Below are 21,313 nucleotides of genomic sequence, written 5' to 3'. Positions count from 1 at the left end.
ATGGCTCATCTCAACGGCAGCCACCACGTCACCATGTCGGTCGGCTCGGCGCAGGAGGACGTCGACTTCCACGTCGACGTCCTCGGTCTTCGGTTCATCAAGAAGACGGTGCTGTTCGACGGTTCCCTGCCGATCTACCACCTCTACTACAGCAACGCGAACGGCGATCCCAGCTCGGTGCTGACCACGTTCCCGTTCGCCAAGGCGGGCATCATCGGGCGCCGCGGCACCAACCAGGCGCGGGAGGTGCAGCTGGCCGTCCCGGCCGGTTCGCTGGACTACTGGGAGCGCCGGCTGTCCGGGCACCGGGTGGAGACGGAGAATGCCGAGGTGTTCGGCCGGCGGCGGTTGCTGTTCCGGCACCCGTGCGGCATCGAGTACGTGATGGTCGGCGTCGACGATGATCCGCGCGAGGGTCACACCGGCGCCGGGGTGCCGGCTGAGCACGCGATCCACGGCATCCACGGGGTCGGCGTGCACGTGTCGAACCCGGAGAACATGGTCGAGTTCCTGGCGGACTCGTTCTACGGCAAGTCGCTGGTGGAGGAAGGCGACCGGGTGGTGCACACGGTCGGCGGGCCCGGGCAGGGCGGTGCCGTCGAGCTGGTGGTGAACCGCCGTGAGGAGCCGGGCACCTGGCGCTACGGGTCGGGGACCATCCACCACTTCGCGTGGAACGCCGAGACGCTGCGGAACCAGGACGAGCTCAAGTTCGAGATCGAGGGCGTGGGCTACACCGACATCTCGGAGCTGAAGGACCGCAAGTACTTCAAGAGCGTGTACGTGCGCACCCCCGGCGGCGCGTTGTTCGAGCTGGCGGTCACGCACGCCGAAGGCGGCTGGACCTGTGACGAGTCGCCACAGGAGCTGGGGTCGCGGTTCCAGCTGCCCGAACAGTTCGAGGACCGCCGCGAGGAGATCTTCGCGCAGCTGGAACCGATCTCGCGCTGAGCGTCAGGCGCTGAGCAGGCGGCGGACCTGCGCGACCTCGTCGTCGTTGACCAGGTGCTCCCGGTCGTCGTAGACCCGGAACGTCACGTCGGCGGACATCGCGCGCAGCAGCTCCGCCGTCTCCTCGGCGCGCGCGGGCGGCACCCACTCGTCGTGCCGGCTGGTGCCCAGGAACACCGGCATGTGGTCGAGGGAACCGTTGGGGGAGCGGCGATCCGGGCCGACGTACCCACCGGTGAGGATCGCCGCGCCGCCGTAGCGGCGGGGGTCGCGCACGAGGAACTCCGCGAGCAGGCACGCCCCCTGCGAGAACCCGACGAGGAACGTCCGCTCGGGCGGCACCCCGGCGCCGGCGATCCGGCCGAGCATGACCGCCACGGTTTCCAGCGCCTGGTCCAGCCGCGGCTGGTTCTGCTCGACCGGCTGCAGGAAGCTCTGCGGGTACCAGGTGTTGTCCGCGGCCGACGGCAGGAGGTACGCCAGCTCCGGCAGCGCGACCCGGTCGAGCACGGCCTTCATGTAGTCCGGCGTCTGGCCGCGGCCGTGCACGACGAGCGCCGCCGCGCGCGCCCCGGCGAGCGGCGCCCCCGCGGTCTCGGGCTGCTGGTCGAGGTGGGGATTGCTCATGGCCTTGATCGTAGGTCGGCGGTGCCCGGCACGTCCCGGTCCCGGCCGAGGTGGCCGGCTACGCGGAGCTGGACAGCAGGGCGAGCGCGGCGGCCAGATCGGCAGCGCCGTCGCGGGGCAGCCGCCGGTAGACCTCCGCGGCTGCGGCGCCGAAGCCGTCCGGAAGCCCCGCCGTGGCGAACGTGCGCCCGATCTCCTCCAGCTCGAACGCCCACCGCCAGCCGCGCTCCAGGCCCAGCCTGCCCGCGTCCTCGGCACGGGCGGGCAGCTCGGGCCGGCTCAGCCGCCACTCCTCGGTCAGCGCGTCCTCGACCCCCAGGTTCCGGGCGGCCGCACACACGGCGAGCAGCATCGCGGTGGTGCCCTTCGTCCAGGCGGCGTAGACCATCTTCAGCGCCGAGGCGTCGGGAGCGAGGCGGGCGTCGAGGATCGTGCCGTCGAACAGCGCCGCCACCGTGCCCGCCTCGGCGCCCGAGAGGTAGAGCCGGGTCGTGCCGGGCGCATGCGGCGGCGGCCCGATGATGCCGCCGTCGACGAACCGCGGCACCAGTCCGGCGATCTGTGCCGCCGTCGCCGGGCTCACCGCGTTGAGGTCCGCGTACAGCCCGTCGTAGTCGCCGAACGCCTGCGCCGTGGCCACCGCGGCGTGCGGCGGGCACACCGACAGGACCACGGAGCATTCCGCCTTCAGCCGGGCGACGGTGCCCAGGTCCGTGAGGCCTTCCGCGCGCCGCCGCGTGTCCGCGCTCCGCCCTTCCGACGCCCACGCGACGTCGTCGAGCAGGTGCGCGACGGCCGCGCCCATCTCCCCGGGGTGCACCACACCGATCATGCTGCGAGGTTAGGCCACCTCGACGGCCCCGCCATCCCGCCGGGCGGACTCCACCACTGCGGCCAGCACCCGCAGCCCGTGCAGCCCGTCGGCCAGGCTCGCGCACGGCGGCAGCTCCTTGAGCCCGGCGATCTCGTCGAGGAACGCGCGGGCCTGGAAGGTGAACATGTCGCCGGTGCCGTGGCCAGCACCGGGCGAGTCGACCGCGAGTCCGTTGTGGACATACGGGTGCCGTGGCCCGGCGAACACCTGCCTGCGCCCTTCGCCCGCCGGGCCGGAGATCGCGAACTCGCTCGCCCGCTGCAGGTCGAATGCCGCGGAACCGTTGCCGCAGAACAGGTCGAAGCCCAGGCCGTCCGGCAGCGCGTGCGCGACCCTGGACGCGGAGAACGTGCCAACCGCGCCGCCGGCGAAGCGCGCCGTGAAGGTCGCCAGGTCCTCGTTCTCCACCGCCGAGCGCTCGCCCGTCAGCTCGGCCCGCACGTGCCCCACGGTCGGCCCGGCCGGCACCGGCCGTTCGGGCACCACCGTCGCGAACACCGCGCCGCGCACCTCGCGGACCGGGCCGCACAGGTACTCCGCCAGATCCACCAGGTGGCTGCCGGTGTCGGCGAGGATGCCGGTACCGGCGCCGCCCCGGTAGCGCCAGCTCATCGGGGTCAGCGGGTCGAGTGCGTAGTCGTACCACGCGCGGCCCGCGAAGTGCACCGGCTCGCCCAGCCGCCCGCTCGCCAGCTCGTCCCGGATCGCGCTGACGGCGGGGGAGCGGCGGTAGGTGTAGCCGATCGCCGCGACACGATCGCTTCGCCGCGCCGCCGCGACCATGGCCTGCCCGTCCGCCACCGACGATGCCAGCGGTTTCTCGCACAACACGTGCTTTCCCGCCGCCAGCAGGGTTTCCACCAGCTCGCGATGCAGCTCGTTGGCGACCACGACGCTCACCGCGTCGATGTCCTCGGCCGCCGCGAGCGCGCGCCAGTCCGCCTCGGCCCGCGCGAACCCGTAGCGGCGGCGGACGTCCTCGGCGAGCGCGGTGTTGACGTCGGCGACCGCGACGAGCCGGATCTCGGGCCGGTCGAGGCCGAAGACGGTGCTCGCCGCGCGGTAGGCCGCCGCGTGCGCCCGGCCCGCCATGCCCGCGCCGATGACCGCGACCCCGGTCACCGGGCGGCCTCGTGCAGCGCCCCCATCTCCGGCGCCTGGATCCGGTCCAGCTCGTGCTTGAGCGCGTCGAGCTCGGCGCCGCCCGCCATGTGGTGGGTCAGGTCGTCGAGGGTGAGCTCGTCGCGCGCCGTGTCCAGCTCCACCTCGCCCTGGCGCAGCACCACGAACCGGTCGCCGACGATGAACGCGTGGTGCGGGTTGTGGGTGATGAAGATGACCCCCAGCCCGGCGTCGCGGGCGGCGGCGATGTACTTGAGCACCACGCCCGACTGCTTGACCCCCAGCGCCGCGGTCGGCTCGTCGAGGATCAGCACCCGCGCGCCGAAGTAGATAGCCCGCGCGATCGCGACGCACTGGCGCTGCCCGCCCGACAGGCTGCCGATGGGCAGGTCGACGTCGGGCAGCTCGATGCCCAGCTTCCGCAGCTCCGCGTCCGTGGTCTCGCGCATCTTGCGCACGTCGAGCCGCCGCAGCGGCCACACCCCGGTCGTCGGTTCGGAGCCGAGGAAGAAGTTGCGCCACACCGGCATCAGCGGCACCACCGCCAGGTCCTGGTACACCGCGGCGATACCCCGGTCGAGCGCTTCGCGCGGCGAGCCGAACCGGACCTCCTCGCCGTCCACCAGGTAGCGCCCCGAGTCGTGGCCGTGCAGCCCGGAGATGATCTTGATGAGGGTGGACTTGCCCGCGCCGTTGTCCCCGAGCACGCAGGTGACCCCGGCCTCCCGCACGGTCAGGGTGACCCCGCGCAGCGCGGAGATGTTGCCGTAGCTCTTGCCGACGCCGTCGAGCTCCACCACGGGTTTCGCGGTCATCGCCGCCTCACCTCCGCGAGGTGCGCAGCCGCACCCACATGTTGAGCAGGGTCGCGAGCAGCAGGGTCGCGCCGACGAAGAACTTCAGCCAGTCCGGGTTCCAGCCCGCGTAGACGATGCCCTGGGTGGTCATGCCGTAGATCAGCGCGCCGATCCCGGCGCCGATCGCCGAGCCGTAGCCGCCGGTGAGCAGGCAGCCGCCGATCACCGCCGCCGCGATGAACAGCAGCTCGTTGCCGATGCCGAGGCCGGACTGGACGCTGTCGAACGCGAACAGCTGGTGCATCCCGACGAACCAGGCGCCGAACCCGACCGTCATGAACAGCCCGATCTTGGTGCGCTTGACCGGCACGCCCACCGCGCGCGAGGAGTCGGCCTGGCCGCCCACGGCGTAGATCCAGTTGCCGGCCCTGGTGCGCAGCAGCACCCAGGTGGCGATCGCGAGGAACAGGATCCACCAGAACACCGTCACCTTGATCGCCACGCCGCCGAGGTGCACCTCCGAGGCGAACACCGCGCGGGCGGAGTCGAAGCCGTCCATGTCGGCGATCGAGTCGGTGGCGACGTTGCCGGTGACCAGCTTCGTGATCGCGAGGTTGAGCCCCTGCAGCATCAGGAACGTGGCGAGCGTGATCAGGAAGCTGGGCAGCTTCGTGCGCATCACGAGGTAGCCGTTGAGGAACCCGATCCCCAGCGACAGCACCAGCGCCGCCACCACCCCGGCCCACACGTCGAGGTTGAGCTGGAAGGCCACCATCGCCCCGGTCAGCGACGAGCTGGTGACCGCGACCCCGGCGGAGAGGTCGAACTCGCCACCGATCATCAGCAGCGACACGGCGACCGCGACGATGCCGATCGTCGAGCTGGAATAGAGCACAGTGGACAGTGACGCCGCCTCGCGGAACGGCGGGGCGACCGCGAAGAACAACGCGAACACCGCGACGGCGCCGAGCAGCGAGCTCAGCTCGGGCCGGGCGATCACCCGGCGCCCGAAGGAGCGCGGCCGGGCAGGCGCCCGGCCGGCCTCCGGCGCGGCGGGCAGGGGAGCGGTTGCCTGCGTCATCGTTCCTCCTCGCGCCGCTAGCGGGTGCCGGCGTTGGCGAACTGGGAGACCGAGTCGATGTTGTCCTTGGTGATGAACGCGGGGCCGGTCAGCGTCGCCTTGCCGCCGCCGACGGTGTTGCCGTTGAACTTGTAGAGCCACAGCGAGTCCACCGCGAGGTAGCCCTGCAGGTAGGGCTGCTGGTCGACCGCCCACTGCACGGTGCCGTCCTTGATCGCCTGCACCAGCGCCTTGTTGGTGTCGAAGGTCGCGACCTTCGCGGAGCTGCCCGCGCCGGTGACCGACTGCACGGCCAGCAGCGCGACCGGCGCCCCGAGCGTCGCCACGAAGTCGATCCCCTTGTCCTGCTGCAGCTTCGCCTGGATCGTCGACTGGGTCGCGGTGGCGTCCTGGCCGTTGACGTAGAGCAGTTCGGTCTGCCCCTTGAAGGCCTGCTTGAGCCCGGCGCAGCGCGCTTCCAGCGCGACCTGGCCCTGCTCGTGGATCACACACAGCGCGTGCTTGGCGCCGACCTGGTTGAGCCGGTCGCCGAAGGCCTGCCCGGCGATCGTCTCGTCGGAGCCGAAGTACTCCAGCAGCCCCTCCTGCGCCCAGTTGTCGATGCCGGCGTTGAACCCGACCACCGGGATGCCCGCCGCCTTCGCCTTGCCGATCACCCCGGTCATCGCGTCCGGGTGGGCGAGGGTCATCGCGATGCCGTCCACCTTCTGGTCGACCGCGTTCTGCACCAGGTTCGCCTGGTTCGGGCCCGCCGGGTCGTTGGAGTAGACGAGGTCCACGTTGTCCTTGGCCGCGGCGGCCTGCGCGCCCTTGCGGACGATGTCCCAGAACGTGTCGCCGGGCGTCTCGTGGGTGATCATCGCGATCCGGATCTTCGCCGTGCCCGCGGTCCCGGCGTTGGCGGCAGCGTTCTGCTGCTCGGCCTGCTTGCCGCCACCACTGCTGCAGCCGGTTACGGCGAGTGCGGCCGCCGCGAGCGTGGCGACGAAGGCGAGCCGGCGGTTGCTGTTGCTCATCTGGCGTGCACCTCTTTGTGCGGGGAGGGGGCGCGCTGCCGCGCACTACTAGCGCGCTCTAGTAGGCGGTACTATGCTGCGGCTCACACTGACGTGTCAAGACCCTCGGCGTATCGGTTCGGGCGGGGGAAGGCAGGATCGGGGAATGGCAGGCAACCGCGCGCGGGAGCGGCGCCCGACGATGGCCGATGTCGCGGCCCGCATCGGCGTGTCTCGCGCGCTGGTCTCCCTGGTCTTCCGCAACGAGCCCGGCGCGAGCGACGAGACCAGGGAAAAGGTGTTCGCCGCCGCCCGCGAGCTGGGCTACCGGCCCGACAGCGCCGCCCGCATGCTCGCCCGCGCGCGCAGCCGGATGCTCGGGGTGGTGTTCACCATCCGCAACGCCTTCCACGCCGACCTGATCGAGGCGGTGTACCCGGCCGCTGAGCAGCTCGGCTACGAGATCCTGCTCTCGGCCGCGCTCCCGGCGCGCGACGAGCACCACGCGGTCGACGCGCTGCTGGGCCACCGCTGCGAGGGGCTGCTCCTGCTCGGCGGCTACCTCGAGGCCGACTACGTCGCCGAACTGGGCGAGCGGGTGCCGGCCGTGGTGGTCGGCCGCCGGTTTCCCGGCGCCTCCGTCGACTCGGTGCACGTCGACGAGGCCAAGGGGGTCCGCCAGGTCATCGACTACCTGGTCGAGCTGGGGCACTCGGCGATCCTGCACATCGACGGCGGGGACGAGGCGGGGGCGGCCGAGCGCCGCCGCGCGTACCTGGGCGCGATGCGGCGGCACGGGCTGGCCGAGCAGATCCGGGTACTGCCCGGCGACCACACCGAGGACGCCGGGGCGCGGGCGGCGGCAGTGCTGCTGGCCGAGCGCGACCGGCTGCCGACCGCCGTCTTCGCCAGCAACGACCGGTCCGCGGTCGGCTTCCTGGACGCGGCCTGGCGGGCGGGCCTGGACGTGCCGGGCGACCTGTCGGTGGCCGGTTTCGACGACAGCAACCTCGCCCAGCTCTCGCACATCGACCTGACCACCGTGCGGCAGGATCCGCTGCGCCAGGCGGAGCTGGCGGTGCGCACCGTCGTCGAGCGGCTGGAGGACCCGGGCCTGGCGCCGCGGGAGCTGGTGCTGCAGCCGAAGCTGATGGTGCGCGGCAGTACCGGTGCCCCGCGGCGGGCGAGTGTGGTCTAGACCTTTCGGCGCACGTTGGGTATCGTCGGGGCAACCCGCTGGGTCTTTTCCTCGAGGAGTCGTGATGCTGGAACGCCGGGTGATCGTCGGTTCGTCGGTGGGGTTGCACGCCCGCCCGGCCGCCCTGTTCGTCAAGGCCGCCGCGGCGCAGCCGGTGCCGGTGACCATCGGCGTCGGTGACGGCGAGCCCGTCGACGCGCGGAGCCTGCTGTCGGTGATGGGCCTCGGCGCGCGCGGTGGGGACGAGGTCGTGCTGCGTGCCGACGGCGCCGAGGCCGAAGCGGCGCTGAGCGCGCTCGCCACCGTGATCGCCACGGACCACGACGCCTGACCCGGGCGGCGATGAGTTTCCCGCCCGCGCCAGGTCTTGTCTGCCATGACCGTGTTCGCGAGCTTCTCGACGTCACTGGACGGGTTCATCGCCGACGTGGACGGGCACGTCGGACCACTGTTCACATGACCGAGCCCAGTGCGCGGTACTGGACCGGGACGATGCCCACGAAGGAAGGTGAGCCCGGCGCGTTCGTGTGCGGGCGCGGCGTCTTCGACTACACGAACGGCTGGGGCGGGCGGCCGCCCGGCGGGCAGCCGACCTTCGTCGTGACGCCCCGGGCGCCGCCGGAGAGCTGGCCACCCATCGAGGACGGCGTGCCGTACACCTTCGTCCACGACGGCGTGCCCAGCGCGGTCCGCCAGGCGAAGGCGGTCGCCGGCGGCGGGAACATCGGGTTGTCCGGCGCGTCGGTGGCGCAGCTGGCGCTCAACGCCGGGCTGCTCGTCGAGGTCAGGATCGACCTCGTGCCCGTGTTCCTCGGCCGCGGCATCGGCTACTTCGACGACATCGACCCCAGCGTCCGGCTCGACGGGCCGGTCCAGGTGGTCGAGGGCAAGCGGGTCACCCACCTGCGGTACCTGGTGCGGCGCTGAACGGTGTCCGGCACGGGCGAGGTCCTTCCCGTATGCTTACCGGTTGAAGATTCAAATTCACCGGAGGTGTGTGGTGGAGGTCAGAGAGCTCGGGCATCTGGTGCTCTACGTCCGGGACATCGAGCGGTCCACCCGCTTCTACCGGGACGTGCTCGGCTGGCGGCAGATCCTGCCCGCCCGCGGCGTCGACGGCGAGCTGGACCGCAAGCCGTTCGCGGCGTTCAACGCGCCGTCCGGGCGCACGCACCACGAGCTGTTGCTGATCGAGGTCGGCGAGGACGCCGCGGCCCAGCCCGAGGGGCGCCGCGTCGGGCTCTACCACTTCGGCCTCAAGATCGGCACCACCGACGACGAGCTGCGCGAGGCGCTGGCGAAGCTCGAGCAGACCGGCACCCCGGTACTGGGGATGAGCGACCACACCGCCACGCACAGCCTGTACATCGCCGATCCCGACGGCAACGAGATCGAGCTCTACGTCGACATTCCCGGGGTGGACTGGGACACCCCCGAGGCCATCGGCTCGCCGGTCAAGCCGCTCACGCTCTAGGTGTAGCCCGCGCGAGCAGGCGGGCCGCGCCGAGCAGGTGGGGGACGTGGGCGAGCAGCTCGCCGGCGGGCACCGCGAAGGTGAGCGTCGAGACGCTGACCCCGCCGACGGGTGTACCGGCGCCATTGAGCAGCGGCGCGCCGATGCAGCGGACGGTTTCCTCGTTCTCCTCGTCGTCGACCGCGTAGCCGAGTGCCCGCACCTTCCGCAGCTCGGCTTCGAGGGCGGCGAGGTCTGTGTGGGTGCGCGCCGTTGGCGCGGGCAGGCCCGTCTCGGCCAGCAGCGCGCGCCGCTGCGCCGGGTCGAGGTGCGCGAGGATGGCCTTCCCGATCGCCGTGCAGTGCAAGGGAATCTGGCCGCCGACGCGCGAGGCCATCCGGTAGGGGCGGTCGGTGTCGAGCTTCTGCACGTAGATCGCCTGGTTGCCGCTGCGCAGCGCCACGTGCACCGGCTGACCGGTCTCGTCCCGCAGGCGGCGCAGGACCGGTTCGCCGTGCTGTCCGGACGCGAACAGCGCCGACAACGCGAAGGCCCGCGGGCCGAGCCCGTATGTCCCGTCGCCGTCGGTCGCCGCGTACCCGGCGGCGACCAGCCCGTGCAGGATCCGGTGCGTGCTCGGTTTGGTCACCCCGGTCTCCTGGGCGATCCGGCCCAGCCGGTGCGGCCCGCCCGCCGCGCCCACGGCTTCGAGCACGCGCAGCGCCCGGAGCGCGCTGCCCTCCGCGCTGACCGGCATTTGACGCCCCTTTCGCCCGGGATCTAGGCTGCCATTCAGCTCGCCGAAATACTATTCCGTTCTCCGGAACGCTCGAGACAGAGGTAACCGAACTTGACGACCCGCGTGCTCGCCGTCGGCGAGTGCATGATCGAGCTGACGCACACCGGCGCCCGGACGCTGTCCCTCGGCTACGCGGGAGACACCTTCAACACCGCGGTCTACCTCGCGCGGCTCACCCCGCCGGAGGCGGTCGAGGTCGACTACCTGACCCGCCTCGGCGACGACGACTACAGCGCGGGCATCCTCGCCGCGATGCGCGGCGAGGGGCTGGGCACGCGGCTGGTCGATCGTGTGCCGGGGGCGCAGCCCGGGCTGTACCTCGTCCGCACCGACGAGCACGGCGAGCGCAGCTTCACCTACTACCGCTCGGAATCGCCCCGGACCTCTCCGGCTACGACGTGCTGTACCTCTCGGCGATCACCTTGCAGCTGCTGACGGTCGCGGCTCGCGAACGCCTCTGGGCCGCGCTGGCGACGGCTCGGGCGCGTGGCGCGCGGGTGATGTTCGACAGCAACTACCGGGCCGCGGGCTGGGAGTCCGCGGAGCTGGCGCGCGACGCCGTCCGGCGCACCTGGGAGCTGACGAGCATCGCCGTGCCGACGTTCTCCGACGAGCACGCGCTGTTCGCCGACCCCACGCCCGCGGCGACGGTGGCACGCCTGCGGGAGTGGGGAGTGGCGGAGATCGCGGTGAAGGACGGCGGCAACGGCTGCGTAGTCTGGGACGGCGCGCCGCCGGTGCTGGTCCCCGCCGTCGCCGTGGAGTCCACAGTGGACACCACCGCGGCGGGGGACGCCTTCAACGCCGGCTACCTGGCCGCACGCCTCGACGGCGCCGACCCGCGCACCGCGGCCGCGGCGGGCCACGCCATCGCCGCGAAGGTGATCACCCACCCGGGCGCCATCGTTACCGACGAGTCCCTGCCACCGCGCGGCGCCTGAGCAAGGCTCACCCGCGGACGAGCGCCTCCAGCACATCCACCGCCACCGGGAGCGCGGCCTCGTCGACGTCGAAGTACGGGTTGTGGTGCGGCGCCGGGTTTCCGCCGCCGACGACCGTGTAGGTCGCGAGCCCACCCTGGCGCTGGACGGCCTCGGCGAACAGGCTCGCGTCGTCGCTGCCGCCCATCTGGTGCAGCCGGACCGCCGGGTGACCGGTCCTCGACGCGGCTTCGAGCACCGCGTCGAGCAGTTCGCCGTCGCAGTCGAGCGACGTCGAGCCGCCGGTCTCCTCGATGTCCACCTCGACGCCCTGCGCCAGCGCCGCACCACGCAGCACCTGCTTGACCCGCTCGGTCAGCTCGGCGTTCACCGCGCCGTCCCGCGACCGTGCCTCACACGTCAGCTCGGCCAGCGCCGGCACGATGTTCACGTTGCCCTCGGCCCGCAGGGTGCCCACGTTGACCCGGGTGTCGGCGGTCGAGAACCGCGGCAGCCCGTGGATCCCGAGCACCGCCGTCGCCGCCGCGAGCAGCGCGTTGCGGCCGTCCTGGGGCGCGGCCGCGGCGTGCGAGGCGACGCCGGTGAACCGCGCGCGCATCTTGGTCGTCGCGAAGATGCCCGTGATGCCCGCCGCCACGGTGCCCGCCGGCAGGTCCAGGCCCAGGTGGAGTGCCGCGAACCGGTCCACGCCGTCGACCACGCCCGCGCCGAGCATCGCCCGCGCGCCGCGGCCGCCCTCCTCGGCTGGCTGGAACAGGAACCGGACCTTCCCGGCGAAGTCCCGGTCCGCGAGGCGCCCGGCGAGTGCCAGCCCGATCGCGACGTGCCCGTCGTGCCCGCAGGCGTGCATGAACCCTTCGTAGCTGGACCGGAAACCCTCCGCGGCGGGCAGGTGCCTGCTCTCCCCGGCCTCGGTCACCGGCAGGGCGTCCATGTCGAAGCGCAGCGCCCACGTCGGCCCCGGGCGCGACCCGGCCAGCTCGGCCACGATCGCGGTGCCCTCGCGCGTGAGGGCCGTGACGTCTCCGGCGTCGGCCCCGCTGTCGATCGCCAGGCCGGCGAACCGCGCGAGCGCCGCTTCGTCCGGATAGGCCGGGATCCCGTCGAGCGCCAGCGCGCCCGTGCGGATCTCCGCGGGCAGCTCCCGCAGGTGCGCCAGCACGAGCGCGGCGGTGCGCAGCTCGCAGAACGCGGGTTCGGGATGCGCGTGCACGTCGCGGCGCAGCGTGACCAGGTCCACGGGTCTCCTCACAGCAGGGGTGACGGTCTCGGAAACCCATGCTGCCAGAACGTGCCGCTCAGGCCGCCAGCTCCGCCACGCGCAGGAACCTCCCGCCGCTGGTCAGCTCGAACTTCAGCCTGGTCGTCACGACCGGGTCAAACTCGACGCGGGTGGGCTGGTTCGAGCCCGCCGCCCATGTGACGTGCTGGCCGCGAACGGGAACGAACCGGGAACCGTCCCAATAGGACACCGCGATCGACGACGGCAAGGCGGTCGTGGCGTCCGTCGTGAACGACAGTGCGGCGCTGCCGGTGCGCCGGGCCGTGGGCCACGCCACCGAGACCCAGTCGCTCGCGTGCGGGCTGCTCACCGCGGGCAGCAGCGCCGTCGGGTCCTTGCGGTAGTAGTTCGACCAGCCCGTGGACAGGTCGCCGTCGAGCATGGCCGCCGGGATCGTGTCCGCCGCGCCCGAGAAGCTTGCGTCGGCGGCGGGCACGCGCACCGGCGGCCCGGCACCCTCGGGCGACCGCAGCCCCGGCGAGGTCACGCTGACCCGGGCGCCCGCCGACACGATCGCGAGCGCCTTGCCGTGGAACGCCGCTCGCGAACTGGACCGGTAGTTCTCGGCGCTCTCCTCCTGCCCGTTGTCCAGGCCGAGCAGCTTCCCGCCGGTGACCCGGAACGTCAGCTCGTTCGCGGCGTCGGGCACCAGCACCCCGTGCGCGTCCACGACGTCCGCGGTGACGAACGACAGGGAGCCGTAGTCCTGCGTGCTCAGCTTGACCGCCGCCGGCGCACCCGCCGTGTCGAGCACGTCGCGCGCGACCTCCTTGCCGCCGCGCTTGGCGACGGCGACCAGCCGGCCCGGGGCGAACGGCACGGTCCACGTCAGGTGCAGCCGCCCCGCGCTCCCGTTGGGACTGGTGTAGCTGCCCGCATAGGGCCCGCCCGTGACGGTCTTGTCGTCACCGGTCGCGCCGGTGGTCTCGAGGTACTTCTTGCCGTACGTCGTCGTCTTCGAGTCGAACGACCGCGAGCCGAGCGACTTGCCGTTGAGGAACAGCTCGACGGTGTCCGCGTTGCTGTACGCCCACACGCTCACCGGTTCGCCCGGTTTGTGCGCGGTCCAGTCCATCGGCAGCAGGTGCACCATCGGGTCGCTCGTCCACTGGCTGCGGAACAGGTAGTACTGGTCCTTCGGGAACCCGGCGGTGTCCACCGCGCCGAAGAACGAGGACTTCACGGGGAACACGTTGTCGTAGGGGGTGGGCTCGCCGATGTAGTCGATGCCCGACCACAGGAACTGCCCGGCGAAGTACTCGCGGTCGCGGTCCTTCTTCAGGCCGTACTCGCCGCTGTAGGTCCATGAGGACAGGTTGTTGTCGTAGGAGGACGCCCCGCGCTTGCCCGGTGTGTAGTCCTCCCCGCTGTTGAGCTGGTCCGGGCTGTCGTACTCGCCGCGCGTCGAGGTCTCGGACGAGGACTCGGACTCGAAGAGGAACTTCGTCGGGTACTTGGCGTGCAACGCGTCGACCGACGCCGCGGTGTTGTAGTTGAGGCCGATCCCGTCGAGCATCTTCAGGATCTGGTCCTGCGCCGAGCCGTCGGCGGGCACGCTGCGGTACTTGTCCGAGCCCATCACGATCGGCCGGGTGGGGTCGATCGCCCGGACGTCGGCGATCAGCCGCCGCGCGATCGGCACGCCGATGCTCACCGACGTGGAGTCCGGGATCTCGTTGCCGATCGACCACATCACCACCGCGGGGGAGTTCTTCGCGGAGTTCACCATCTCGGCGATGTCGGCGTCGCTGTTCGCGTCGAAGAACCGGCCGTAGTCGTTGGCGACCTTGGGCGTGCGCCAGGTGTCGAACGCCTCGACCATCATCACGATCCCGAGCCGCTGGCAGGCCTCGATCACCTGCGGCGAGGGCGGGTTGTGCGAGGTGCGCAACGCGTTGACGCCCATGCTCTTCATGATCTCCAGCTGGCGGAGCACCGCGCCGTAGTCGGTCGCCGAGCCGAGCGCGCCGAGGTCGTGGTGCAGGTTCACCCCCTGCAGCTTCATCGCCTTGCCGTTGAGGGAGAAGCCGTGGTCGGGGTCGAAGGTGCTCCAGCGGATGCCGAACGTGGTCGTCGTGCTGTCGGTGACCTTGCCCCGCACGGACAACTGGGTGTCCACTGTGTACAGATAGGGCCGGTCGGTGGACCACAGCACGGGGTGGCTCACGCGCAGGTCGGTGCCGGTGGTGGCCGCGGTGACGGGCGCCGAGGCCCGGGCCACGGCGCGGCCTTCGGCGTCGCGGACGGTGGTCGTCAGCTCGGCGCCGCCGGCACCGCTCGTGGTGGTGTCGACGTGCACCGCCGCGTACCCGGCCTTGATCGTGTCGGCGAGGCCCGGCGTGGTGACGGTGGTCCCGTGCCGCTCGACGTGCGCGGGATCGGTGACGACGAGGTGCACGTCGCGGTAGATACCGCTGCCGGAGTACCAGCGGCTGCTGGGCACCTGGTTGCGCACCTTCACGTCGAGCACGTTCGGCGTGCGGCCGTCGGTGTGCGCGAGCGGGGTCAGGTCCAGCGCGAAACCGGTGTAGCCGTAGGCGTGGCTGCCGATCGCCTGGCCGTTGAAGTACACGGTCGAGTCCATGTACACGCCGTCGAACTCGATCGACACCTTCTTGCCCGCGAGCGACGGCGGGAGCGTGAACGCCTTGCGGTACCAGCCGAGGCCGCCGGGCAGGAACCCGGTGCCGGCGGTGGTGTTCGCGCTCTGCACCGGATCGAGCCCGATGCTCCAGTCGTGCGGCAGGTCCACCGGTCGCCACGCGCGGTCACCCGGCGGCGGCTCGGGGGCGTCCGCGCCCGTGGTGTTGGCGAGCGCGAACCGCCAGCCCGAGTCGAAGTCGGTGCTCCGGGCCGGCGCGCCGGGCGCGGCCGTGCTCACCGGAACCGACAGGGTGCCGGCGGCGAGCAGCCCGGCGGCGAAGATCCCGAAGACACGCGAAACGAACGACATCGGACACCCCAGCGTTGGGTTCGGCGGCGAAACCAACAAAACTCAACGCGATACTCGTCCTGCGGGTAAAGCATTGTCAATGCGTCCGTTCGAGCTACCCCTGCACCTCGTCCGGGTCGCCGAGATCGACGACTGCCTGCTGCTCCGCGACGTCGCTCGGGTCGGCCTCGATCGGCACCTCGGTGTCGAAGCCCGCGGCCGGGTCGTCGACCTCCTGGCGCTGCTCGAGCACGTCCTCCACCGGCGCTTCCGTGTCGAGGGGCTCCTCGGGAAGGGTCACGCTGTTCTCCTTCGTCTCAGCTGAACTCGGCAATGGCCTTCTTCACGGCGGTCACCACGTCCGGGTGGCCGAGAGGGAGCGGCGCCGGGATGCGGTCCCGCTCGCCGCCGGAGCTGTGCGCGATCACCCGGACGTCGATGCCCGAGCGGGTGAGCGCCCACCGCCGCTGCTCGGTCTCGCGTTCCCACTGCTGGGCGACGTCCTCGCCGTCCCCGGCCGCCACGAACCCGGTCGCGCCGGGGTCGACCAGCAGCACCGAGCGGACCGACTCGGTGTGGGCCTCGGCGAGGCGCAGCGCCTCGTCGGTGCTGGGGCCGCTGCTGAGGATGTGCACGGTCTTCCCGTTGCCCGGCGGGTCGGCGAGCAGTTCGTCGGCCGCGGTGAGGCCGCCCTCGGCGGGCACCCGGCACCAGACGACCAGCCAGCTGTCGAGCTGCTCGCGCCAGGTCGCAGGCAGGCCCTCGTGCTTGGCCTCGCCCCCCGGATCGAGCACCAGCACGATCGGGCCGTCAGGGGTACCTTCGGTGACGACGGCCGGGCCCTCGGCGCGTACCGGGTCAGGGGAGTAGCTCATTACCGCTCCTTTCTCCGGTGTCCGGCTACCCCGGGTGGCCTGCCGTTACACGGGTTCGGGACCAGTGGAGGGGAAACGCATGCGAGACAACGGTTTTGCGGTGACCGCCGCGCCGCGCGACATCTTCGAGGAGACCGCTGCCGTGCTGGACCAGCGGCGCCGCGCGGTGCGCGCCGTGGCGTCGTCGGCGGCCGACGCGGACGACTGCGCGCTCCTGCTGGACGCGCTCGGCCTCAAGCCCGCCGAGGGCGTCGCGACCGTGCCGGGGCCGCGCAGCGCCGAGTGAGTGTGTCGTCGGTCACGTACGAGGGGAAGTGGCCGGCGCCGGGTGCACGGTGGAGCTGCAGGCTGATCAGCTGACGGAGGACGGATCATGGCACTCGGCGACATCTCGTTGCGCACCCTTTCGGGCGAATCCGCGACACTCGGCGGCTTGGGCCGCAAGGCGGTGCTCGTGGTCAACGTGGCGTCGAAGTGCGGGCTGACCCCGCAGTACTCCGGGCTCGAACGCCTCCAGGAACGCTTCGGTGACAAGGGTTTCACGGTGGCCGGGTTCCCGTGCAACCAGTTCGGGGGGCAGGAGCCGGGCACGTCGGGGGAGATCGCGCAGTTCTGCTCGGCGACGTACGGGGTGACGTTCCCGATGTTCGAGAAGACCGACGTCAACGGCCCTGAGCGGCACCCGTTGTACGCGGAGCTGGTGCAGACCCCGGACGCGGACGGCGCCGCGGGGGACGTGCAGTGGAACTTCGAGAAGTTCCTGGTCACCGACGAGGGCAAGGTCCTGGCCCGGTTCCGTCCGCGCACGGAGCCGGAGGCGCCGGAGGTCGTGGCGGCGATCGAGGCCGCACTGTCCTGAGGTCCCGAGCCGCACGGTCCTGAGGGACTGGGGCGCCCGCTCGGCCTGGCCAGCCGGCACGGTCAAGCCCTTGATCAAAAACGGCGCTGATCAAAAACGGCGCTTGGCCTCGGTCGCGGCGGAGCTGGTCGTCAGCTTCTCCAGCAGTCCGATGAGGATGGTCTGCTCGGGCTTGCTCAGCGCGTTGGCCCACGCCTGCTCGCGCTCGTTGTGCGCCTCGTACGCGCTGGTGATCGCGGCGTGGCCGGCCTCGGTCAGGTTGAGCAGCACCGCGCGCCGGTCGTGCTCGGCCTGCTTGCGCGACACCAGCCCGTCCCGTTCGAGGGTGTTCACCAGCGCCGACACCGCGGCCCGGCTCATGCCCGACAGCCGCGCCACCCGCTTGGCCTCCATCGGCCCCGCCAGCCACAGCGCGAACAGCACCCGGAACCCGCCCCAGCTCCACCCCCGCGGCCGGTGCACCGTCGACTCCCAGTCGTAGACCAGCGCGCTGGTGAGCCGGTGCAGGGTCAGCCCGAGGCGCATCGCGGTCGCGTCGACCTCCGGCAGCTCGGCGGTCGTCTTCGCGATCGCATAGTCGACGAAGGTCAGGTAGTCGAGGTCCTCGGGCGCGGCCGGTTCGGCGGACATGGGGCCCAGCCTAGGCAGCCCCGCAAGAACGCCGCGCGAGCGCCGCCCCCGTCGTAGTCTTCCGTTGAGGCGTGACCTGGGTTACAGTCGGCGTGACCGAATAGTCAAAGCTTTCACCAGTTGGAGGTGGGCGTCGTGGCCCGGAAGGCGTTCGCGTCCTCGGCGGACCTGGGGGAGAAGGAGCAGACCCTCGAGGTGCTCGACGACGGGGTGTATGCCCTGACCGCGGAGGGCGACCCCAACATCGGCGCGATCGAGGGCGAGGACTTCCTGGTCTGCTTCGAGGCGCTCGCTACGCCGGTCGCCGCCCGGGACTGGCTGGCCAGGCTGCGGGAGCACACCGACAAGCCGGTGCGGTACCTCGTGCTGTCGCACTACCACGCCGTCCGCGTGCTGGGCGCCTCCGCGTTCGACGCCGAGGTGATCGTGGCCCACGAGAACACCCGGGCCCTCGTCGCCGAGCGCGGCAAGCAGGACTGGGAGAGCGAGTTCGGCCGGATGCCGCGCCTGGCCAAGGCCGCCGACTCGGTGCCAGGGCTGACCTGGCCGACGCTCACCTTCTCCGACCGCCTCACCATCGACCTCGGCGGCGGCCGGGGCGATCTGGTGCTGCAGTACTGCGGTCGCGGGCACACCGAGGGCGACATCGTGGCCTGGCTGCCCCGGCAGAAGATCCTCTACGCCGGGGATCTCGTCGAGGCCGAGGCGGCGCTCTACACCGGCGACGCCTTCCACCGCGACTGGTCGTCGTCCACTTTGGACCGGCTGCGGGCGCTGGGCGCCGAGGCGCTGGTCGGCGGCCGGGGCGCGGTCAGCCGGGGCCGGGACGCGGTCGACGCCGCGATCGAGCAGACCCGCGACTTCCTGCGGGTGATGATCCGCGAGGTCGGTGCCGTGCAGGAGGCCGACGGCACGCTCAAGGAGGCGTTCGAGCGCACCCACGCCGCGCTGGCCCCCCGGTACGGCAGGTGGCCGATCTTCGAGCACTGCCTGCCGTTCGACGTGTCGCGGCTGTGGGACGAGCTGTCCGGGGTCGAGCGGCCGGTGATCTGGACGGCCGAGCGGGACCGCGAGGTGTGGGACCAGCTGCAGTCATGACCCGGGGCGGCGCAGGCAGTGGGTCCCGGAGGGCATCGGTCGTCATCGGCAACGGGCCGGTCGGGCAGACCACGGCGCTGCTGCTCGCCCGGTGGGGGGTGCCGGTGGTGCTGCTCGACGGCCGCCCGTGCCGGGACCTCGTCGGCTCCAAGGCGATCTGCCAGCAGCGCGACGTGCTCGACGTGTGGGATGCGGTGGGCGCGGGCCGCCGCATCGCCGACGAGGGCGTCACCTGGACGACCGCGCGCACGTTCTACCGGGACGAGGAGCTCTTCGCGTACACCCTGGGCGACGCCGGCCGCTCGGCGTTCCCGCCGTTCGTGAACATCTCCCAGGCACGCACGGAGGAGATCCTCGACGAGCTGATCGCCGCCCAGCCGCTGATCGACGTCCGGTGGCGCCACCAGGTCGAGGACCTGCGACAGGACGCGAACGGGGTGACGGTCCGCTGCGCGAACGGGCAGGAGATCCGCGCTGCGTACGCCGTCGCCTGCGGGGGCGCGCGCGGGGACGGCCTGCGGCGGCTGCTCGGGGTCTCCTTCGACGGGCATTCCTTCGACGACCGGTTCCTCATCTGCGACATCCGCGCCGACCTGCCGGGCTGGGCGCACGAGCGGCGCTTCCACTTCGACCCGTCCTGGAACCCGGGCCGTCAGGTGCTGATCCACCCGTGCCCGGACTCGACGTTCCGGATCGACTGGCAGGTCCCCGGTGACTACGACCTGGCCGGCGAAGAGGCCGGTGGAGCGCTCGACTCGCGGATCCGGGCGATCATCGGGGACACCCCGTACGAGATCGTGTGGAAGTCGGTCTACCGCTTCCATTCCCGGGTGGTGGACCGGATGCGGGTGGGCCGGGTGCTGCTCGCCGGCGACTGCGCCCACCTGGTCTCGCCGTTCGGGGCCCGTGGCCTCAACTCCGGCGTCGGCGACGCCGAGAACGCCGCGTGGAAGCTCGCGTACGTCCTGCACGGGCGCGCGGGGCAGGACCTGCTCGAGTCCTACCACGAGGAGCGGCACGCGGCGGCGGTGGAGAACATCGAGGTCACCACGGCGACGATGGACTTCCTGGTGCCGCGCAGCGACGAGCAGCGCGAGGTGCGGCTGCGCGGGCTCTCGACCGCGGCGGGCGACCCGGCCATGCAGGCCAGGGTCGACTCGGGGCGGCTCTCGGAGCCGTTCTGGTACGTCACCTCGCCGCTGGTCACCCCGGACCCGTCGCGCCCGTTCGCCGGGCGGCCGCCGCGGGGGAGCGTGCCGGCGGCGGGGCCGGGCATCCTGGTCCCCGACGTCCCGGTGTCCACAGTGGAGGGTAAGCGCTTCCGGGAGCTGGCAAGGGACGGCTTCCTCGTGCTGGCCGCCGCCGATGCCGACGTGACCGGGCTGCCGGTGCCGGCGCTGGCGCTGGCGGACATCGACACGACCGGCGCGCTCGCCGGAGCGCTCGGCGCGCGGCCCGGCGAGTACTGGCTCATCCGCCCGGACGCCTACGTCGCCGCGGTGGTCACGAGCCGCGCCGAGGTCGAGGAAGCGCTGCAGCGCGCGCTCGGACGGGTGGTCATCCCGCAGGGCTGAGGGCGCTCAGCAGGCCCGCGACGAGTGCGGTGCGCACCGGCAGGTGGTCGAGCAGCACGTGCTCGTGGCGGGCGTGGGCGCCTCCGCCGAGCGCGCCGAGCCCGTCGAGCACGGGACGGTTCAGCGCGGACACGAAGTTCGCGTCGCTCGCACCCCCGACCGACACCTGTGCCAGGTCGAGCCCCAGCCCGGCGCCGACCCGGCGGGCGAGCTCGAACAGCCGCCGGGTGGCCGGGTTCGGCACCATCGGCGGCCGGTTCCACTCGCCGCGCACGGTCAGCCGCGCGCGGGGGTCCGACAGCCGCAGCGCGGCGAGCGCGGCGTCGAGCCGGGCCGTCTCCGCCGGGTCGGCGACGCGGATGTCGAGGCCACAGCCTGCCTTCCCGGCGACGACGTTGAGCGCGGTGCCGCCGTTGACGAGCCCGACGTTGACCGTGGTGCCCTTCGCCGGGTCGCCGAGCGCGGCGAGCACCGGGATCAGCTCGGCGAGCTGGTGGATCGCGCTGACTCCGGCGAGGGGGTCGAGCCCGGCGTGCGCCTCGACACCGACGACGGTGACCTCGAACAGGCCCACCCCCTTGCGGCCGGTCTTCACCGCGCCGTCCAGCGACGCCTCGAACACCAGCGTCGCGAGCGCGCCCTCGCTCAGCCGCTCGATGTGCGCGCGGCCCACCGGGCTGCCGATCTCCTCGTCGCCGTTGAGCAGCAGCCGGACGGTCGGCACCCGCAGCCCGAGCGCCCGCGCGCCGCGCAGCGCCCACACCGCCTGCACGATGCCGAGCTTCATGTCGAAGGTGCCCGGCCCGCTCGCGATCGTCCCCGCCCGCCGGAACGGCCAGTCCGCGAGTGTGCCCGCGGGCCAGACGGTGTCGTAGTGGCACAGGAACAGCACGTGCCCGGGCGCCTCGCCGGGGTAGCTGGCTTCGAGCACGTCGCCGTGCGCACCGCCGTCGTGCCGGTGGAGTTCGCCGGGCGGGCCGAGGCGTTCGACGAGCCAGCCCTCGATCGCGCTCAGCCCGGCGTCGAGCAGTGCCTTGTCCTCGCTCGGCGTCTCCAGTCCGACCAGGAACCGCAGGTCCCGCGCCATGGCGGGCAGTGCTCGCGACGCCCACAGCCGCAGGGGGGCGGGCGGCGGTTCGGGTTTCCCGGCCTGCGGGGCGGATATCATCACCATTCGGATGTACGAGCACGCAGCACCCCTGGCCACGGAGGCCTTTTCCTCCCC

Annotated in this window: 24 protein-coding genes; 11 read left to right on the top strand and 13 right to left on the bottom strand. The window is 72.3% G+C overall.

The features are described 5' to 3' along the window. Nucleotides 1–951 carry a VOC family protein gene (locus LWP59_RS21695; RefSeq protein WP_144642192.1) on the top strand — a complete coding sequence of 317 codons (951 nt, stop codon included), beginning with the start codon at nt 1–3 and terminating at the stop codon, nt 949–951. Nucleotides 952–954: 3 nt separating this feature from the next. Here LWP59_RS21695 and LWP59_RS21690 read toward each other — a convergent pair whose 3' ends face one another. From LWP59_RS21690 to LWP59_RS21665, 6 genes are read right to left on the bottom strand one after another with little or no spacing between them, the layout of a single operon-like run. Then, nucleotides 955–1,578, bottom strand: a complete 624-nt coding sequence (locus tag LWP59_RS21690) for an alpha/beta hydrolase (protein WP_144642193.1) — start codon at nt 1,576–1,578, stop codon at nt 955–957. Nucleotides 1,579–1,636: 58 nt separating this feature from the next. Then, nucleotides 1,637–2,410, bottom strand: a complete 774-nt coding sequence (locus LWP59_RS21685) for a DUF1932 domain-containing protein (protein WP_144642194.1) — start codon at nt 2,408–2,410, stop codon at nt 1,637–1,639. Nucleotides 2,411–2,419: 9 nt separating this feature from the next. After that, nucleotides 2,420–3,574: a Gfo/Idh/MocA family protein gene (locus tag LWP59_RS21680; protein WP_229857224.1), complete on the bottom strand. Its 1,155-nt coding sequence runs from the start codon at nt 3,572–3,574 to the stop codon at nt 2,420–2,422. Next, nucleotides 3,571–4,389 carry an ATP-binding cassette domain-containing protein gene (locus LWP59_RS21675; protein WP_144642195.1) on the bottom strand — a complete coding sequence of 273 codons (819 nt, stop codon included), beginning with the start codon at nt 4,387–4,389 and terminating at the stop codon, nt 3,571–3,573. Before LWP59_RS21675 ends, LWP59_RS21680 begins: the two co-directional genes overlap by 4 nt. Before the next feature lie 7 nt (nt 4,390–4,396). Further along, the gene (locus LWP59_RS21670) at nt 4,397–5,452 is read right to left on the bottom strand and encodes an ABC transporter permease (RefSeq protein ID WP_144642196.1); all 1,056 of its coding nucleotides are present in this window, start codon (nt 5,450–5,452) and stop codon (nt 4,397–4,399) included. Between the two features lie 17 nt (nt 5,453–5,469). Next, nucleotides 5,470–6,468: a substrate-binding domain-containing protein gene (locus LWP59_RS21665; protein WP_144642197.1), complete on the bottom strand. Its 999-nt coding sequence runs from the start codon at nt 6,466–6,468 to the stop codon at nt 5,470–5,472. 145 nt (nt 6,469–6,613) lie between these two features. On the opposite strand from LWP59_RS21665, the gene LWP59_RS21660 reads away from it, so the two are divergent. The 4 genes from LWP59_RS21660 (at nt 6,614) to LWP59_RS21645 (ending at nt 9,119) form a co-directional block, all read left to right on the top strand. After that, the gene (locus tag LWP59_RS21660) at nt 6,614–7,645 is read left to right on the top strand and encodes a LacI family DNA-binding transcriptional regulator (RefSeq protein WP_229857225.1); all 1,032 of its coding nucleotides are present in this window, start codon (nt 6,614–6,616) and stop codon (nt 7,643–7,645) included. Between the two features lie 64 nt (nt 7,646–7,709). Next, nucleotides 7,710–7,976: an HPr family phosphocarrier protein gene (locus LWP59_RS21655; RefSeq protein WP_144642198.1), complete on the top strand. Its 267-nt coding sequence runs from the start codon at nt 7,710–7,712 to the stop codon at nt 7,974–7,976. 125 nt (nt 7,977–8,101) lie between these two features. Continuing rightward, the gene (locus LWP59_RS21650; protein WP_222425636.1) at nt 8,102–8,572 is read left to right on the top strand and encodes a dihydrofolate reductase family protein; all 471 of its coding nucleotides are present in this window, start codon (nt 8,102–8,104) and stop codon (nt 8,570–8,572) included. 73 nt (nt 8,573–8,645) lie between these two features. Further along, entirely contained in the window at nt 8,646–9,119 is a 474-nt protein-coding gene (locus LWP59_RS21645) for a VOC family protein (protein ID WP_144642199.1), read from the top strand. On the opposite strand, the gene LWP59_RS21640 is transcribed toward LWP59_RS21645, so the two are convergent. Then, complete coding sequence (locus LWP59_RS21640) at nt 9,109–9,855, bottom strand: IclR family transcriptional regulator (RefSeq protein ID WP_144642200.1); 747 nt, start codon at nt 9,853–9,855, stop codon at nt 9,109–9,111. The two genes, LWP59_RS21645 and LWP59_RS21640, sit on opposite strands and share 11 nt — an antisense overlap. Before the next feature lie 93 nt (nt 9,856–9,948). Here LWP59_RS21640 and LWP59_RS41100 point away from each other — a divergent pair, with 93 nt between their 5' ends. Beyond that, the gene (locus LWP59_RS41100; RefSeq protein WP_222425637.1) at nt 9,949–10,332 is read left to right on the top strand and encodes a PfkB family carbohydrate kinase; all 384 of its coding nucleotides are present in this window, start codon (nt 9,949–9,951) and stop codon (nt 10,330–10,332) included. Further along, nucleotides 10,296–10,838: a PfkB family carbohydrate kinase gene (locus tag LWP59_RS41095; protein WP_222425638.1), complete on the top strand. Its 543-nt coding sequence runs from the start codon at nt 10,296–10,298 to the stop codon at nt 10,836–10,838. Before LWP59_RS41100 ends, LWP59_RS41095 begins: the two co-directional genes overlap by 37 nt. Before the next feature lie 7 nt (nt 10,839–10,845). Here LWP59_RS41095 and LWP59_RS21630 read toward each other — a convergent pair whose 3' ends face one another. The 4 genes from LWP59_RS21630 to LWP59_RS21615 all read right to left on the bottom strand — a co-directional run bounded on the left by LWP59_RS21630 (nt 10,846) and on the right by LWP59_RS21615 (nt 15,927). Then, complete coding sequence (locus tag LWP59_RS21630; RefSeq protein WP_144642201.1) at nt 10,846–12,078, bottom strand: amidohydrolase; 1,233 nt, start codon at nt 12,076–12,078, stop codon at nt 10,846–10,848. 58 nt (nt 12,079–12,136) lie between these two features. Next, nucleotides 12,137–15,073 carry a glycoside hydrolase family 2 TIM barrel-domain containing protein gene (locus LWP59_RS21625; protein WP_144642202.1) on the bottom strand — a complete coding sequence of 979 codons (2,937 nt, stop codon included), beginning with the start codon at nt 15,071–15,073 and terminating at the stop codon, nt 12,137–12,139. A gap of 94 nt (nt 15,074–15,167) precedes the next feature. After that, nucleotides 15,168–15,353: a hypothetical protein gene (locus LWP59_RS21620; RefSeq protein WP_144642203.1), complete on the bottom strand. Its 186-nt coding sequence runs from the start codon at nt 15,351–15,353 to the stop codon at nt 15,168–15,170. Nucleotides 15,354–15,369: 16 nt separating this feature from the next. Further along, complete coding sequence (locus LWP59_RS21615; RefSeq protein WP_144642204.1) at nt 15,370–15,927, bottom strand: hypothetical protein; 558 nt, start codon at nt 15,925–15,927, stop codon at nt 15,370–15,372. A 79-nt stretch (nt 15,928–16,006) separates the two neighbouring features. On the opposite strand from LWP59_RS21615, the gene LWP59_RS21610 reads away from it, so the two are divergent. Further along, nucleotides 16,007–16,213: a hypothetical protein gene (locus tag LWP59_RS21610; RefSeq protein ID WP_144642205.1), complete on the top strand. Its 207-nt coding sequence runs from the start codon at nt 16,007–16,009 to the stop codon at nt 16,211–16,213. Between the two features lie 87 nt (nt 16,214–16,300). Then, complete coding sequence (locus LWP59_RS21605; RefSeq protein ID WP_144642206.1) at nt 16,301–16,786, top strand: glutathione peroxidase; 486 nt, start codon at nt 16,301–16,303, stop codon at nt 16,784–16,786. A gap of 90 nt (nt 16,787–16,876) precedes the next feature. Here LWP59_RS21605 and LWP59_RS21600 read toward each other — a convergent pair whose 3' ends face one another. Further along, entirely contained in the window at nt 16,877–17,416 is a 540-nt protein-coding gene (locus tag LWP59_RS21600; RefSeq protein ID WP_144642207.1) for a MarR family winged helix-turn-helix transcriptional regulator, read from the bottom strand. 135 nt (nt 17,417–17,551) lie between these two features. Between LWP59_RS21600 and LWP59_RS21595 the strand changes: the two genes are divergently transcribed. After that, nucleotides 17,552–18,514 (top strand): MBL fold metallo-hydrolase, encoded by a 963-nt coding sequence (locus LWP59_RS21595; protein WP_144642208.1) that lies wholly within the window; start codon nt 17,552–17,554, stop codon nt 18,512–18,514. Further along, nucleotides 18,511–20,088 carry an FAD-dependent monooxygenase gene (locus LWP59_RS21590; protein ID WP_144642209.1) on the top strand — a complete coding sequence of 526 codons (1,578 nt, stop codon included), beginning with the start codon at nt 18,511–18,513 and terminating at the stop codon, nt 20,086–20,088. The genes LWP59_RS21595 and LWP59_RS21590 overlap by 4 nt, the downstream gene beginning before the upstream one ends. On the opposite strand, the gene LWP59_RS21585 is transcribed toward LWP59_RS21590, so the two are convergent. Continuing rightward, on the bottom strand, nt 20,072–21,256 hold the full coding sequence (locus LWP59_RS21585) for a M20 family metallopeptidase (protein ID WP_144642210.1): 1,185 nt from the start codon (nt 21,254–21,256) through the stop codon (nt 20,072–20,074). The genes LWP59_RS21590 and LWP59_RS21585 overlap by 17 nt on opposite strands. Between the last annotated feature and the right edge of the window lie 57 nt (nt 21,257–21,313).

Origin of the sequence: Amycolatopsis acidiphila, assembly GCF_021391495.1 — a bacterium.
Classification (GTDB): domain Bacteria; phylum Actinomycetota; class Actinomycetes; order Mycobacteriales; family Pseudonocardiaceae; genus Amycolatopsis_E; species Amycolatopsis_E acidiphila.
The sequence above is the reverse complement of the archived record's forward strand: the minus strand, read 5'-3'. Positions and strand labels throughout refer to the sequence as shown.